Genomic DNA, 14,593 nt, shown 5'->3' with positions numbered 1-14,593 from the left:
TGCAACTGGAGTCCCGTTATGAATCAGGCCACTGGCGCCCCCGGCACCGCCCGGCCCGGCGGACGCACCGCCCGCGTCCGCGAGGCCGTGCTCCGCGCCGCCGGAGACGCACTGGCCGACAAGGGCATCGGCGGGGTCGACCTCGCCGAGGTGGCCCGCCGCGCCGGGGTCGGCAAGACCACCGTCTACCGCCGCTGGGGCACCGTCCACGGCCTCGTCGCCGACATGCTCGCCGAGATGGCCGAGTCCTCGCTGCCCCGCGCCGCCACCGGCGCCCTCGACGGGGACCTGGCCGCCCTCGCCGCCCTCATCCTCAAGACCCTCACCGACGACCGCCAGGGCCCGCTCTTCAAGGCCCTCATCGCCGCCGCGGCCTCCGACCCCGAGGCCGCCGCGGCCCTCCACCGCTTCTACCGCCTCCGCATCGACGAGTGGTCCCCCTGCGTCACCGACGCCCTCGCCCGCAAGGAGATCCCCGCGGGCACCGACCCCGCCGAGGTCATCCGCGCCCTCTCCGCCCCCCTCTACTACCGCTTCCTCGTCTCCGGCGACCCCCTCGACCCGGACACGGCGAAGCGGGCGGCCAGCGCAACCGCGGCCGCCGCCCGCTCGGGCGCCTACGTCGTCTAGACCGCGGTCAGGTGGATCAGGACCGCCTGCACGGGCCACAGGCCCGGGAGCTGGAGGCCGATGCCGGTGAGGACCGCGCCGGGGACCGTCAGGGGCTCGCCCGCGAGCCACGGCGGGGTGGTCCAGCCCCACCGGGCCTCGCCGATCTCGCTGCGCACGTTCACCTTGTAGTGCCGTGCGGGGTCGAGGCCGTCGAGGAGGAGGCGCTCGGGAAGGGCCTCTTCGAGGGACGCGACCGTGGCGACGGTGAAGACCGCCTCCGACCTGTCGGCGGCCACGACGCCGCGGACGCGCAGGGCCGGGTCGATCGTGTCGGGGTGGACCACCGATCCGGTGTGGAGGAGGCCGCGCAGTTCCTTGTAGAGGGACGCGAACTCGGTGATCTGGGCGGTCTCCTCCTCGTTGCAGGACAGGAGGTCCCACTCGAATCCGGCCGAGCCCTGGAGCGAGGTCGCGATCCGGTAGGGGAGCGGCGTGGCCCGGCCCGAGGAGTGCGCGGGGGAGGGGCCCACGTGGGCGCCGATCATCTCCGGGGGGAGGACCAGCTCGGTCCAGCGCTGGATGTCCTGGCGCTCGACCGGGTCGTTCGAGTCGGAGGCCCAGACGCGGTCGGTGCGCTGGAGGACGCCCAGGTCGGTGCGGGCGCCGCCCGAGGAGCACGACTCGATCTCCAGGCCGGGGTGGTCGGCCTTGAGCCGGTCGATGAGGCGGTACGCCGCGAGGGTCTGCGCGTGCGTCCCCGGGGCGCCGTCGTGGACGGCCTCGACGAGGTCGCGGTTGTGGTCCCACTTGATGAACGCGATGCCGAGCCGCTCGACCAGTGTGGACATTTGCGAGCGCAGGTGCTCGAACGCGTCCGGGTTCGCCAGGTCCAGCACGTACTGGGTCCGGAACGACAGGCCCTCCGGCGAGGGCACCGACGCCGGGTTGGCGAGGACCCAGTCCGGATGCGCGCGTGCGACATCGGAATCCAGGTTCACCATCTCCGGCTCGAACCACAGCCCGAACTGCATGCCGAGCGAGCGCACGAGCTCCGCGAGCGGTTCGAGGCCCTCGGGCCACACCGCCGGGTCCACGACCCAGTCGCCGAGCCCGGCCTTGTCGTTGCGGCGCAGGTGGAACCAGCCGTCGTCCAGGACGAACCGCTCGACTCCGACCTCAGCGGCGCGGCGGGCCAGCCGCTCCAGGCGGGCCTGGTCGTGGTCGAAGTACACGGCCTCCCACGTGTTCAGCACGAGCGGGCGCGCCGTCTTCGGGTGCTGCGGCCGCGAGCGCATCCAGGTGTGGAAGCGGTCGGCGACGCCGTCGAGCCCGTTGTCCGCGTAGGAGAAGTACGCGGTCGGCGTCCGGTACGACTCGCCTGCTGCGAGGCGGATCTCGCCGGGGCGCACCAGCTCCCCGGCGCCGAGGGCGGTGCCGTGCTCGGTGAGCCGGTCGGTGCGGTGGCGCACGTCGGCGCTCCATCCGAGGTGGACGGCCCAGACCTCGCCGGTCCGGTTGCGCGGCAGACCCGCTGAAGCGAACGTGACCCAGGGGGCGTCGTGGCCGCCGCGCCCGCGCCGCGACTCGCGCACCGTGGCGCCGCGCGGCATCGGAGCGGTCAGCGGGGCCTTCTCGCGCGCCCACCGGCCGGAGAACGCGGTGAGGTGGTCGGCCGACTTCGCCACGGGCAGTACCGCTTCGAGCCACGCGACCTCCACGCGGTCCCCGCCGTCGTTCGTCAGCTCGTGGTCGAGGAGCACGAGCCCGCCCGCGCCGATCTCCAGGCGCGTCCGCAGCGTCAGGCCCGCCTCGGCGTCGGTCGCGGTGATTGCGACCGCCGCATCGCCCGTCCGCTCCACCGTCGCGTCCCAGCGGGGGAAGAGCGGGCGGCCGTCGCGGGTGGCGAGGAGGGCCGGGCGCCCGGCCCAGCCGTCCGAGTCCTGCGGGACCAGCGGCACCCGCCAGGCGGCGTCGAGGGTGCCGGGCCGGGTCTGGCGGGCCGTCGCGGCTTCGAGGGCGGCGATCCCGGCCGCGTCGAGCGGTCCGAGGTCGCGGCCCCAGTGGAGCACGGGCGGCAGGCCCGCCTCGGCGGCCGCCAGGACGAGGGCCACGCCGTCGCGGCGCAGGAGGGTCGGTGAGTTCACGGTGCTCCTTCGGAACAGTGGGTTCGGAACAGCGGGGTTGCGGGCATTGGGAATAGCGCTTGCCGTCGGCGCCCTACCGTAGTCGCCCGGGCATCGCGAGACCAGGCGGTTCCCATCCGGCCTGGTCGGAGGCGAAACCCGAGCCCGAGTCAGTGGTATGTGATATGTGATATGTTACTGCGAACCGACGCTTCCGAGGCATTGGCCAGACGGCCCCGTGAACACCCGCCCCCCGGGAATGCGGCCCGTCGTTCGGCGCACAAATGAAGGACCTCCCCCATGTTGAAGAAACTGACAAGGGCGCCCGCGGCACTCCTCGCCGCGGCCCTCCTCCTCACCGGCTGCTCCGGCGGGCAGACCGACTCCGCGGGCACCGCGGGCGACGACCCCGTCTCCGGCGGGACCATCCACATGCTCCAGAACGCCGACTTCTCCTACCTCGACCCGGCCCGCGGCTGGGACGGCGGCGTCAACGCGTTCTACCGCCTCATCTACCGCGGCCTCACCATGCAGGCCGCGGGCGACTCCGACGACCCGAACGCGATCGTCCCGGACATGGCCGAGAGCCTCGGCACCGCGTCCGAAGACGGCCTCACCTGGACCTACACCCTCAAAGACGGCCTGAAGTTCGACAACGGCGACCCCATCACCTCCACCGAGCTGGCCTTCGGCATCTCCCGCGCGTGGGACCCCGAGATCGGCATCGGCTCCCCGTGGCTGAAGAACACGATCGCGGCCCCCGATGACTACCTCGGCCCGTACCAGTCCGGCGAGCACCCCGGGATCGAGACGCCCGACGAGAAGACCATCGTCTTCCACCTCATCGCGCCGTTCCCCGAGTTCGACAGCGTCCTGGCGCAGCCGAACGCGGTGCCGTTCCCGGTCGGGACCGGCGCGGGCGACGAGTTCATCAACGACGTCATCGCCTCCGGTCCGTACACCGTGGACACCTACACGCCCGGCAGCCTCATCAAGCTGGTGCGCAACGAGAACTGGGACGCCGGCACCGACGACGTCCGCAAGGCGTACCCCGACGCCTGGGAGTTCGAGATCGGCCTCGACGGGGCCACGATCGACGAGCGGCTCATCGCCGGGCAGGGCGCCGACCAGAGCGCCATCGCCGGGAAGGTCCAGCCCGCGACCCTCGCGCGCCTCCAGTCCCCGGACCTCGCCGAGCGCGCCGAGACCGCCGAGGCGTACTGCGTCACCTACATGGGCATGGACACCACCGAGGCGCCGTTCGACCAGCTCGAAGTGCGCCAGGCGATGAACTACGCCATCGACCGCACCTCGCTCCAGACTGCCTCGGGCGGCAACCAGCTCGCCCTCCCGGCCACCACGATCATCCCCGACGCGGTGAACGGTCACAAGGACTTCGACCTGTACCCGAGCGAAGGCAACAACGGCGACCCCGACAAGGCGCTGGAGCTCCTCGCCGCGGCCGGCCTCGAAGACGGCTTCTCGTTCACGCTCGACATCCGCTCGCAGCCGATCATGCAGGCGCAGGCCGAGTCGATCCAGCAGTCGCTGGCGAAGATCAACGTGGACGTGCAGCTCAACGTCATCGACACCTCCACGTACTACGAGACCATCGGCACGCCCTCGCAGATGAGCGACGCCGCGATCACCGGCTGGTGCCCGGACTGGGCCTCCAGCTCCTCCACCATGGTCCCGCCGCTGGTCGACGGCCGCGTCATCACCGACAAGGGCAACACCAACATCGGGCTGTTCGACGACCCGGCGATCAACGCGCGCATCGACGAGATCCGCGCGATGACCGACCTCGACGCGGCGAATGTCGCCTGGGGCGACTTCGACGAGCAGGTCATGGGCCTCGCCCCGATGGTCCCGCTGCTCCAGGAGCCCAGCGTGTTCCTGCCCGGCGAGAACATCGCGAACTACATCCCCAACACCAGCATGACGGACCTGACGATCATCGGGCTCAAGGACCCGTCCGCAGGCTGATCACCGATGACCTTCACTCCGACAGAACTCGAAGCTGAAGGCGCGGCGGGCGGTGAGGCGACGGGCGACCCCGCGTCGTCCTCGCCGCCCGCCTCAGGGCGACGCCTCGCCCGCGCCTTCATGCGCGACCGCGCCGCGGTCGCCTGCGCCGCCTACATCCTCGTCGTCATCCTCATGGCCCTGACGGCCCCGCTCCTGGTCAAGCTCTCCGGCTACGGCCCCCTGGAGTTCGACCAGGCCGCCGTGGACCCGAACCTCGGCGGGCTCCCGCTCGGCTGGGGCGGCGGCATCGGGACCGACCACTGGTTCGGCGTCGAGCCCGGCAACGGGCGCGACATCTTCGCGCGCATCGTCTACGGCGCCAGGGTGTCCATGACGATCGCGCTCCTCGCGACCGCGCTCACCTCGACCCTCGGCGTCGTCTTCGGCCTGATCGCCGGGTACTTCGGCGGGCGCACCGACATGGTGATCTCCCGGATCATGGAGTTCCTGATGGCCTTCCCGGCCCTCATCTTCATGATCGCGGTGCTCTCGGCCCTCCCGGCCGAGAACCGGCAGGCCCTCCTGGTCGTCGTGATCTCCTTCTTCGGCTGGCCCTACCTGGCCCGGATCGTGCGCGGCCAGACCATGTCCCTGAAGCAGCGCGAGTTCGTCGAGTCCGCGAAGGCGTCGGGCGCCTCCAGCGCCCAGATCATCTTCAAGGAGATCCTCCCGAACCTCTCCTCCACCATCATCGTCATGACCACCCTCGCGGTCCCCGGGTACGTCGGCACCGAGGCCGGCCTGTCCTTCCTCGGCGTGGGCGTCGTCCCCCCGACCCCCTCGTGGGGCCAGATGATCGCGTCCTCCGTGTCCTGGTACGCCGTCGACCCCGCGTACTTCCTGTTCCCGGGCGCGTTCCTGTTCCTGCTCGTGCTGTCGTTCACCGTCCTCGGCGACCGCATCAAGAAGATCGCCGAGTCCGGGGAGGGCCGCGCATGATCCGCTTCCTCGCCAACCGCCTGCTGGGCATGGCCGTCGTGCTGTTCCTGGTGTGCCTGTTCACCTACGTGATCTTCTTCCTGCTCTCGCCCGACCCGGCGGTGCAGATCTGCGGCAAGAACTGCACGCCCGAGGCCATCGACCAGATCCGCGCCAACCTCGGCCTCGACGAGCCGTTCCTCGCCCAGTTCTGGACGTTCCTCTCCGGCCTGTTCGTCGGCCGCACCTACGGCACCGGCGCCAACGCGATCGACTGCGTCGCACCGTGCCTCGGCTACTCGTTCCAGTCGAGCCAGCCGGTCACGGACATGATCCTCCAGCGCCTCCCCGTCTCCGCCACCGTCGCGGTCGGAGCCGCGGTGCTGTGGCTCCTCGCGGGCGTCTCCGCAGGACTCGTCTCCGCCGTGCGCGAAGGGAAGTTCACCGACCGGTTCATCACCGGCCTCACCCTCACCGGCATGTCCGTCCCGAACTACGTCCTCGCGCTGTCGCTCCAGTTCCTCCTGGTCGTCACGCTCGGATGGCTCCCGTTCCCGCAGGCCGTGCCGTTCAGCGAGGACCCGCTCCAGTGGTTCATGAACTTCCTCATGCCCTGGATCGTGCTCTCCATCGGCGCCGCCGCCGTCTACACCAGGCTCACGCGCGCCAACGTCATCGAGACCCTCCAGGAGAACTACGTGCGCACCGCCCGCGCGAAGGGCCTCAGCCCCGGCCTCGTGTGGCGGCGCCACGCCCTGCGCCCGGCCCTCACCCCGATCGTCACGATCTTCGGCATGGACTTCGCCGGGCTCCTCGGCGGCGCCCTCATCACCGAGACCGTGTTCGGCCTCAACGGGGTCGGGAAGCTCGCCGCCGACTCCATCACCAAGAACGACCAGCCCGTCATCATGGGCGTCACGCTCCTCGCGGCGTTCCTCGTCGTCGTCGGCAACATGGTCGTCGACCTGCTGTACACCGCGATCGACCCGCGGGTGCGAGTCGGGAGCGCGGCATGACCGAGACACCGCTCCTGCGCGTCCGCGACCTCACCGTCGGCTTCCCCACCGCCGCAGGGGACGTCGAGGTCGTCAAGGACCTCGCCTTCGATCTGCCGCGCGGCGGCGCCCTTGGCATCGTCGGCGAGTCCGGCTCCGGCAAGTCCATGACCAGCCTCGCGATCATGGGCCTGCTCCCCAAGGGCGCCAAGCGATCCGGCTCCATCGAGCTCGACGGCACCGAACTCACGACCCTGCGCGAGCGCGAGATGCGGTCCGTCCGCGGCGACCGCATCGCCATGGTCTTCCAGGACCCGCTGTCCTCGCTCAACCCGTACTACACGGTGGGCACCCAGATCGCCGAGGCGTACCGCTCGCACCGCACCGGCGTGACCCGCCGCGAGGCCCGCAAGGTCGCGATCGAGGCCATGGAACGCGTCCACATCCGCGACGCCGCCCGCCGCGTCGACCACTACCCGCACCAGTTCTCCGGCGGGATGCGCCAGCGCGTCATGATCGCGATGACCCTGAGCATGGAACCCGACCTCATCATCGCCGACGAGCCCACCACCGCCCTCGACGTCACCGTCCAGGCCCAGATCCTCGACCTCCTGGCCGAGATCCGCCGCGACACCGGCGCCGGGCTCATCCTCATCACCCACGACCTCGCCGTCGTCAGCGAGGTCGCCGACCAGATCGTCGTCATGCGCGAAGGCGACCTCGTCGAGCAGGGCACCGCCGAGCGGGTCTTCTGCGACCCGCAGGCCGACTACACCCGCATGCTCCTCGACGCCGTCCCCCGCATCGACGACGAGATCGGGCTGCTGCGCACCACCACCGAGGAGGACCGATGAGCGAACCCCTGCTCCGCGCGAGCAACCTCGTCAAGGAGTTCGCGGTCCACGGCGGCGGCCTCCTGGGCCGCACCGCGAAGCTCCGCGCCGTGGACGACGTGTCCCTGGAAGTGGGCACCGGCGAGACCCTCGCGCTCGTCGGCGAGTCCGGCTCCGGCAAGTCCACGACCGCGCGCCTCATCGCCCGGCTCATCGACACCACCGAGGGGACCATCGAGTTCGACGGCCGCGAGGTCCACGCCCTCACCGGCAAGGACCTCCACGCGTACCGCTGCGAAGTCCAGATGGTCTTCCAGGACCCGTACTCCTCCCTGAACCCCAAGCACACCGTCGAGCGGATCGTCACCGCCCCGCTCGTCTACCAGAAGCGGCCGATCCCCGGCGGCGCGCGCGCGTTCACCAAGGCGCTCATGGAAAGGGTCGGCCTCAACCCCGACCACTCCGCGCGCTTCCCCGCCCAGTTCTCCGGCGGACAGGCCCAGCGCATCGGCATCGCCCGCGCGCTGGCGGTCTCGCCGCGGCTCATCATCGCCGACGAGGCCGTCTCGGCCCTCGACGTCTCGGTGCAGGCGCAGGTCATCAACCTGCTCAAGCGCCTCCAGGACGAAGAGGGCTTCAGCTACCTGTTCATCGCGCACGACCTGGCGGTGGTGCGGCAGATCGCGACGCGCGTCGCGGTGATGAACGAGGGCCGGATCGTCGAGCAGGGCGGACGCGACGCGGTGTTCGGGGACCCGCAGGACCCGTACACCCGCAAGCTCCTCGCGGCCGTCCCTAGGATCAGGCCGGAATGGGACGCCGCACGGCGCCGCAACGAGGCGGCGCGGCGGGACCGACAGGAGGCAGGGAAATGACGGCAGTGGAGTACTCGATGCCCGGCATGCGGGTGAGCGAGCGGTACGTGGACGTGCCGCTCGACTGGGCCGACGCCTCGCGCGGCACGATCGAGGTGTTCGTGCGCGAACTGGTCGACCCCGACCGGCGCGAAGCCGACCTGCCGCTGCTCACCTACCTCCAGGGCGGCCCCGGCGGCGCGAACCCGCGGCCCCTCAAGGCCGACGGGTGGATCGAGGAGGCCCTGAAGGACCACCGGGTCGTCCTCGTGGACCAGCGCGGCACCGGCCGCAGCACCCCGCTCGACGCGCAGATCGTCGCTGAGATCGGGGACGCCGAGGCCGGGGCGGACTACCTCGCGTGCTTCCGCGCCGACTCGATCGTCCGCGACCTCGAACACGTGCGCACCTCGGTCTACGGGGGCCGCAGGTGGACGACGCTCGCGCAGTCCTACGGCGGCTGGCTCACCCTCGCCTACCTCTCCCACGCGCCCGAGGCCCTCGCCGCCGCGTACGTGTGCGGCGGCATCCCCGGCAACCCGATGAGCGCCGACGAGGTCTACCGCCGCACCTTCGACCGCGTCGCCGCCAAGACCGCCGAGTACTACCGGCGCTACCCGCACGACGCCGACGCCGTCGCGGCCGTCGCCGACCGGCTCGCCGCCGAGCCGGTGCTCCTGCCGGACGGCGACGTGCTCACCGTGCGCCGCTTCCAGTCCCTCGGCATCGACTTCGGCATGAAGCCCGGGTTCGAGCGGATGCACTGGCTGGTCGAGAACGCGTTCATCCGCGGCGGCCGCCTCTCCGAGGGCTTCCTCGCCGACGTCCTCGCCCGCACCTCCTCCGCGTCCAACCCGCTGTTCTGGACCCTCCAGGAGTCCATCTACGGCGACGGCGCCAACGGCCCCACCGCGTGGGCCGCGCAGCGCGAGCGCGACCGCCGCCCCGAGTTCGAAGAGGACGTGCGCCCGCTCCCGTTCACCGGTGAGATGGCGTTCCCGTGGATGTTCGAGGAGGTCAGGCTCCTGCGCGGCTTCGCGCCCGCCGTCCACGCCCTCGCCGAGCGCCGCGAGTGGAGCCGTGTCTTCGACGCCGACCGCCTGGCGGCCAACGAGGTCCCCGTCGCCGCGGTCGTCTACTTCGACGACATGTTCGTCGACTCCGGCCTGCAACTGGACACCCTGAACGGCCTCGGCAACGCCCAGGCGTGGGTGACCAACGAGTTCGAGCACGACGGCATCGGGTCGGGCCGGGTCCTCACCCGCCTGCGCGACCTGGTCCGCGACCGAGGAGGAGAACGGCGATGACAAGGCCCCCCTACGCCGGCACCCGCTACCCGCGGCTGACCGAGACCCCCGCGTTCACCGACTACATCGCGACCGGCTGGGGCACCGACCCGGTGCCCGCCGCCGCGGTCCCCGGCGCCCCCGAGGCCGCCGCGGCCCACCGCGACCGCCTCAGCGCGCGCCTCCCCGGCGAGATGATCCTCGTCGCGGCCGGGACCGCGCCGGTCCGCAACGACGACAACGACTACGCCTTCCGCGCCGACAGCTCCTTCACGTGGCTCACCGGCGCCCAGATCGAAGCCGCAGTCCTCGTCATGACCCCGCGCCCCGGCGGCCACGACGCCCGCCTGTTCATGCCGCCGCCGTTCCGCCCCGGCGACACCGGGTTCTTCGCGAACGCCGCCCACGGCGAACTCTGGGTCGGCGCCTCCCCGGGCCTGCCCGAATGGGCCGACGCCCTCGGCCTGACCGTGCGGCCGCTCGCCGACCTCGACGGCCTCGACCTCACCGGCGCCCTCGCCACCGCGACCGGCGCCGCCGCCCACGGCCTGGAGGCGTCCCCGCTCCTCGACCGCACCCTCTCGCAACTGCGGATGGTCAAGGACCACTGGGAGATCGCGCAGCTCCGCGAGGCCGTGGACGCCACCGTCACCGGCTTCGCCGCGGTCGCCGCCGAGATCCCGCGCGCCGTCACCGAGGGCCTCGGCGAGCGCTGGCTCCAGGGGACCTTCGACCGCCACGCCCGCACCCACGGCAACGGCACCGGCTACACCACCATCGTCGGCTCCGGCCCCCACGCGCCCACCCTCCACTGGGTCCGCTGCGACGGCCCGGTCCTCCCCGACGAGGTGCTCCTCCTCGACATGGGCGTGGAGGCCCGCAGCCTCTACACCGCCGACGTCACCCGCACCCTCCCCGCCTCCGGGACCTTCAGTCCCCGCCAGCGCGAGGTCCACGACCTGGTCGAGAAGGCCCACCGCGCCGGACTCGCGCAGATCAGGCCCGGCGTCGAGTACCTCGACTTCCACTACGCCGCAATGGAGGTCATCGCCACCGGCCTCCACGACTGGGGCCTCCTGCCCGTCTCCGTCGACGAGGCCCTGTCCCCGGAGGGCCAGCAGCACCGCCGCTACCTCGCCTGCGGCATCGGCCACCACCTCGGCCTCGACGTCCACGACTGCTCCAAGGCCGAGTACGAGGACTACATGGGCGCCGACCTCGAAGCGGGCGTCGTCATGACCGTCGAACCCGGCCTGTACTTCCACGCCAACGACCTCACCGTCCCGCCGGAGCTGCGCGGCATCGGCGTGCGCCTCGAAGACGACGTGCTCGTGACCGCCACCGGCTCCGAAGTCCTCTCCGCGGGCCTCCCGATCGACGCGGAGGGTCTTGAAAAATGGACAGCCGAGTCCTGGACGAAGGCCCAGCAGTGACTGACCTGTTGCAGCCCTTCCCGCTCGGCGCCGCCCGCATCGACGATGCGAGCGTCTTCGCCCGCGCCCGCACCGAACTGCTCCACCTCGCCCGCGCCTACCCCGTGGACCGCCTCCTCGCGGTCTTCCGCCGCAACGCCGGACTCGACACCCGCGGGGCCCTCCCGCCCGGCAACTGGGAGGACTTCGGCCACCCCAACGAGGACGCCTGGGGCGAGCGCGACTACCCCGGCCGCGAGCACGCCCAGACCGCGAACCTCGTGCGCGGCCACTACGCGGGCCACTTCCTCTCCATGCTCGCCCTCAGCGCCGCAGGCGAGGACGACCCGACACTGCGCGCCAAAGTGGACGACCTCGTCGCGGGCCTCGGCGAGGTCCAGGCCGCGCTGGCCGCCACGGGCCGCTACTCGCACCCCGGCTTCCTTGCGGCGTACGGCGAGTGGCAGTTCTCACGCCTGGAGGACTTCGCGCCGTACGGCGAGATCTGGGCCCCGTACTACACCTGCCACAAGCTCATGGCTGGGCTCCTCGACGCCTACGAACTCGTGGGCAACCGGCAGGCCCTCGGCCTCGCCGTGTCGATGGGCCACTGGGTCCACGGCCGCCTCGCCCGCCTCGAACCCGAACGCCGCCAGCGCATGTGGTCGCTGTACATCGCGGGCGAGTTCGGCGGCATGAACGAGACCATGGCCCGGCTCAGCGCCGCCGCCGACGAGCCGCGCTTCCTGGAGACCGCCAGGTTCTTCGACCAGGACCACCTGCTCGACGCGGGCGCCTCCCGCACCGACGTGCTCACCGACATGCACGCCAACCAGCACCTCCCGCAGCTCATCGGCTACGTGGACGAGTACGAGCTGACCGGCGAGCGCCGCTACCTCGATGCGGCACTGGGCATCTGGGACCAGATCGTGCCCGGTCGCACCTACGCCCACGGCGGCACCGGCGAGTCCGAGCTGTGGGGCCCGCCCGGCACGGTCGCGGGCGACGTGGGCCACCGCAACGCCGAGACCTGCGCCAGCTACAACCTGCTGAAACTCGCGCGGCGGCTCTTCGCGCACACTCGCGACGCCCGCTACATGGCGTACTACGAGCGCACGGTCCTCAATCACATCCTCGGTTCGCGCCGGGCCGCCCGGTCCGACGTCAGCCCCGAGGTCACGTACATGTTCCCGGTCCACCCAGGCGCGCTGCGCGAGTACGACAACGTGGGCACCTGCTGCGGCGGCACGGGCCTGGAGAACCACGTCAAGTACCAGGACACGGTCTTCCTCGCCGCCCCCGACGGGCTCTACGCGAACTTCGCGGCCGACGCGGACCTCGACTGGTCCGAGGCGGGCCTGCGCGTGTCGCAGCGCTCCGGCTTCCCGCTCGGTGAGTCGGTGTCCCTGCGCTTCACCGGCTCCGGCGATGGCACCGAGCGCACCGTGCGCCTCCGCGTCCCCGCCTGGGCCGCAGGCGTTCCGGAGCTGCGCCTCAACGGCGACGCGCTCGACGCCCCCACAGTGGGGGAGTACGCCGCGGTCACCCGCGCCTGGCGCGACGGCGACGAACTGACCCTGACCACGCCCGTGTCGCTGCGCGCCGAGGCCGCGGTGGACGACCCGCGCCAGTGCGCGCTGTTCCTCGGAGCGACGCTCCTCCTTGCGCAGTCCGAGGCCACCACCGGCCTCGCGTTCGGCCTCAACGGGCGCCGTGCGTTCGACGGGAGCCTCATCACCGGCCGCACCGGCGCGCAGCTCCTCGCCGAACTCGGCCGCGACGGCGCGATCCGGATCGAAGGCACTTCCTTCGAGCCGTGCTGGTCCGGCGAGGACGGCCGGTACCACATGTACGTCCGGTCCGCCGACGCCGAAATCGCGTTCGGCGGCAACGGGACCGGCGTCCCGAACCGGCAGCGTGCCGACGGCTCCACCTTCCTCGACGAGCTGTGGGCCCCCGGCGCCTTCACCGACCGGACCGCGTTCCTCGCCCGCGTCGCCGACACCGCCCGCCGCGTGCGCGCCGAAGGGCTCCTCGGCCGCGACGAACTCACCGCAGTGCTCGCCGCCGCGGCCGCGTTCGACGGCGCCACGGGCACGCCCCGCGCCGACGGCCGCCTCGACGTCCCGGTCCTGAACGACCCTGCTCTGAACGACGCCGGGAAGGTCCCGCCCGCGGTCGCGATCGAGGTCCTGGACGAGCCCGCGCCCTCCGGCTGGTACACCACCGCGCCCCGCATCCGCCTGCGCGGCTTCGACATCGACTCGGGAACCTCCGACGAGCTGGAACTCGAACTGCGCCTCGACGGCGCCGACTGGACCCCGTACACCGGGCCCGTCGCGGTCACCGGCGAAGGCGTGCACCGCGTCGAGGCCCGCGTCCGCGACCGCGAGGGCCGCACGGGGGCCGTGAGCCGCGAACTCAGCGTCGACACCGAGCCGCCCGTCTCCGAGGCCGTCGTCAAGGATCTCGGTGCGAGCGTGGAGATCACACTCCGCGCCGACGACGCCGTGTCCGGTGTGGAGCGCATCCAGTGGGAGGGCCCCGGCACGTTCTGGGGCACGTTCCAGGAGGCGTTCGTGCGCGCGATCGACGACGAGCCGCAGGTCATCGAGTACGCCGCGACCGACCGCGCCGGCAACGAGGAGCCCCGGCGGCGCCTCGTGATCCCCGGAAGGCGGGAAAGTCCATGACCAGCGGAATCGTCGCCGCCATCGCGTACACTGCACGGCGGCGCGGCCAGTGCGCCATGTGGGGAGCGGGAGCATCATGTTGACCTCTGACAATCGCCTCGAACCGGGCGAAAGCCTGCGCGCGCGCGTCGAGCGGACCCTCTCGACCGCGATCATCTCCGGCGAACTCGCGCCCGGGGCGCTCCTGACGGTGCCCCGCCTCGCCGAGCAGTTCGCCGTGTCCGCCACCCCGGTCCGGGAGGCGATCCTCGACCTGGAGAAGCGCGGGTTCGTGGAACCGGTGCGCAACAAGGGCTTCCGCGTCACGGCCGTCAGCGACGACCTGCTGCACGACATCGTGGAGATCCGGCTGCTGCTGGAGCCGCCCGCGATGGCGCGCCTCGCCGCCGCGTTCCCGACCGAGCGTCTCGCCGAACTGCGCACCCAGGCCGACGACATCGTGGCGGGCGCCCGCTCGGGCGACCTCACCGCGTACCTGCTCGCGGACCAGAAGTTCCACTTGGAGCTCACCGCGATCCTCGGGAACCCGGTGCTCGTGGAGACCATCGCCGAGCTGCGGGCCCGCACCCGCCTCGTCGGCCTGGTCTCGCTGGTGGAGACCAGCATGCTCGACGTCTCCGCGGCCGAGCACCACCGGCTCCTCGACCACCTCGTGGCGGGCGACGCCGACGCGTGCGCGGAGCTCATGCGCCAGCACATCGGCCACGCCGTCGGCTGGTGGGCGGGCAAGGCGGAGGAACCCGCGGCGGATTAGGCCGTTCGCCTGTCGGCGGCGGCACTCCGGTGCAGGGTCGTGTACAGAGGACGACCCGGCTTTGTTGAAATATGTGACATATTAC

11 protein-coding genes are annotated in these 14,593 nt (G+C 71.9%); 10 read left to right on the top strand and 1 reads right to left on the bottom strand.

Going from position 1 to position 14,593, the window contains the following annotated elements:
• Nucleotides 1-18 precede the first annotated feature (18 nt).
• On the top strand, nucleotides 19-630 hold the full coding sequence (locus tag AB0A65_RS14065) for a TetR/AcrR family transcriptional regulator (protein ID WP_359951156.1): 612 nt from the start codon (nucleotides 19-21) through the stop codon (nucleotides 628-630).
• On the opposite strand, the gene AB0A65_RS14060 is transcribed toward AB0A65_RS14065, so the two are convergent.
• Complete coding sequence (locus AB0A65_RS14060) at nucleotides 627-2,756, bottom strand: alpha-galactosidase (protein ID WP_359951154.1); 2,130 nt, start codon at nucleotides 2,754-2,756, stop codon at nucleotides 627-629. The genes AB0A65_RS14065 and AB0A65_RS14060 overlap by 4 nt on opposite strands.
• A 279-nt stretch (nucleotides 2,757-3,035) precedes the next feature.
• Between AB0A65_RS14060 and AB0A65_RS14055 the strand changes: the two genes are divergently transcribed.
• The 9 genes from AB0A65_RS14055 (at nucleotide 3,036) to AB0A65_RS14015 (ending at nucleotide 14,508) form a co-directional block, all read left to right on the top strand.
• Nucleotides 3,036-4,721, top strand: a complete 1,686-nt coding sequence (locus AB0A65_RS14055; protein ID WP_359951152.1) for an ABC transporter substrate-binding protein — start codon at nucleotides 3,036-3,038, stop codon at nucleotides 4,719-4,721.
• 6 nt (nucleotides 4,722-4,727) lie between these two features.
• Nucleotides 4,728-5,702, top strand: coding sequence for an ABC transporter permease (locus tag AB0A65_RS14050; protein WP_359951150.1), 975 nt, complete (start codon nucleotides 4,728-4,730; stop codon nucleotides 5,700-5,702).
• Nucleotides 5,699-6,697: an ABC transporter permease gene (locus tag AB0A65_RS14045; RefSeq protein ID WP_359951148.1), complete on the top strand. Its 999-nt coding sequence runs from the start codon at nucleotides 5,699-5,701 to the stop codon at nucleotides 6,695-6,697. The genes AB0A65_RS14050 and AB0A65_RS14045 overlap by 4 nt, the downstream gene beginning before the upstream one ends.
• Nucleotides 6,694-7,530: an ABC transporter ATP-binding protein gene (locus AB0A65_RS14040; RefSeq protein WP_359951146.1), complete on the top strand. Its 837-nt coding sequence runs from the start codon at nucleotides 6,694-6,696 to the stop codon at nucleotides 7,528-7,530. Before AB0A65_RS14045 ends, AB0A65_RS14040 begins: the two co-directional genes overlap by 4 nt.
• Nucleotides 7,527-8,384, top strand: a complete 858-nt coding sequence (locus AB0A65_RS14035) for an ATP-binding cassette domain-containing protein (RefSeq protein ID WP_359951144.1) — start codon at nucleotides 7,527-7,529, stop codon at nucleotides 8,382-8,384. Before AB0A65_RS14040 ends, AB0A65_RS14035 begins: the two co-directional genes overlap by 4 nt.
• Entirely contained in the window at nucleotides 8,381-9,670 is a 1,290-nt protein-coding gene (locus AB0A65_RS14030; protein ID WP_359951142.1) for an alpha/beta fold hydrolase, read from the top strand. The genes AB0A65_RS14035 and AB0A65_RS14030 overlap by 4 nt, the downstream gene beginning before the upstream one ends.
• A complete protein-coding gene (locus tag AB0A65_RS14025) occupies nucleotides 9,667-11,082 on the top strand; it encodes an aminopeptidase P family protein (RefSeq protein ID WP_359951140.1) in 1,416 nt (471 codons plus the stop codon). The genes AB0A65_RS14030 and AB0A65_RS14025 overlap by 4 nt, the downstream gene beginning before the upstream one ends.
• Nucleotides 11,079-13,754: a beta-L-arabinofuranosidase domain-containing protein gene (locus tag AB0A65_RS14020; RefSeq protein WP_359951138.1), complete on the top strand. Its 2,676-nt coding sequence runs from the start codon at nucleotides 11,079-11,081 to the stop codon at nucleotides 13,752-13,754. The genes AB0A65_RS14025 and AB0A65_RS14020 overlap by 4 nt, the downstream gene beginning before the upstream one ends.
• Before the next feature lie 76 nt (nucleotides 13,755-13,830).
• Complete coding sequence (locus tag AB0A65_RS14015) at nucleotides 13,831-14,508, top strand: GntR family transcriptional regulator (RefSeq protein WP_359951136.1); 678 nt, start codon at nucleotides 13,831-13,833, stop codon at nucleotides 14,506-14,508.
• Nucleotides 14,509-14,593 lie beyond the last annotated feature (85 nt).

It is taken from the genome of Glycomyces sp. NPDC047010 (assembly GCF_040644205.1).
Lineage (GTDB): Bacteria > Actinomycetota > Actinomycetes > Mycobacteriales > Micromonosporaceae > Glycomyces.
The sequence above is the reverse complement of the archived record's forward strand: the minus strand, read 5'-3'. Positions and strand labels throughout refer to the sequence as shown.

What these genes read in the sequence shown, in the direction of transcription:
- AB0A65_RS14040 (WP_359951146.1), top strand. Translation starts at nt 6,694, where the DNA reads ATGACCGAGACACCGCTCCTGCGCGTCCGCGACCTCACCGTCGGCTTC.
- AB0A65_RS14015 (WP_359951136.1), top strand. Translation starts at nt 13,831, where the DNA reads ATGTTGACCTCTGACAATCGCCTCGAACCGGGCGAAAGCCTGCGCGCG.
- AB0A65_RS14030 (WP_359951142.1), top strand. Translation starts at nt 8,381, where the DNA reads ATGACGGCAGTGGAGTACTCGATGCCCGGCATGCGGGTGAGCGAGCGG.
- AB0A65_RS14065 (WP_359951156.1), top strand. Translation starts at nt 19, where the DNA reads ATGAATCAGGCCACTGGCGCCCCCGGCACCGCCCGGCCCGGCGGACGC.
- AB0A65_RS14025 (WP_359951140.1), top strand. Translation starts at nt 9,667, where the DNA reads ATGACAAGGCCCCCCTACGCCGGCACCCGCTACCCGCGGCTGACCGAG.
- AB0A65_RS14035 (WP_359951144.1), top strand. Translation starts at nt 7,527, where the DNA reads ATGAGCGAACCCCTGCTCCGCGCGAGCAACCTCGTCAAGGAGTTCGCG.
- AB0A65_RS14055 (WP_359951152.1), top strand. Translation starts at nt 3,036, where the DNA reads ATGTTGAAGAAACTGACAAGGGCGCCCGCGGCACTCCTCGCCGCGGCC.
- AB0A65_RS14050 (WP_359951150.1), top strand. Translation starts at nt 4,728, where the DNA reads ATGACCTTCACTCCGACAGAACTCGAAGCTGAAGGCGCGGCGGGCGGT.
- AB0A65_RS14045 (WP_359951148.1), top strand. Translation starts at nt 5,699, where the DNA reads ATGATCCGCTTCCTCGCCAACCGCCTGCTGGGCATGGCCGTCGTGCTG.